Raw genomic sequence first — 257 nt, forward strand, 5'->3', positions numbered from 1 at the left:
TGCTCCACCGGCGGCGGTGCCTGTGTCAATGATGTTAGCGTTCACACCGAAGTTGTCGCTGTGGTCGTTGATTGCCTCACGCAACTGTGCCAGCGTCATATTTTGAGTCACACTCACGGTAAAACTGTCGCCAGTGTTGTCAATTTTGAACGTCATGGTGGCAGGACCAGCGGCGTCGGTTAGTACCGCATCGGAACTACCGGCATAGTCGGCATCTGCGGTTTCTATACGACTTCCTGATGCTAGTTGCGTAACCG

General features: G+C 53.7%; 1 protein-coding gene. It reads right to left on the minus strand.

Going from position 1 to position 257, the window contains the following annotated elements; genetic code table 11:
• Positions 1-257, minus strand: a 257-nt coding sequence (locus tag NLF92_RS13345) for a flagellin hook IN motif-containing protein (RefSeq protein WP_284700447.1), incomplete at both ends; no start/stop codon positions are given.

It is taken from the genome of Opacimonas viscosa (assembly GCF_024199005.1).
Classification (GTDB): domain Bacteria; phylum Pseudomonadota; class Gammaproteobacteria; order Enterobacterales; family Alteromonadaceae; genus Opacimonas; species Opacimonas viscosa.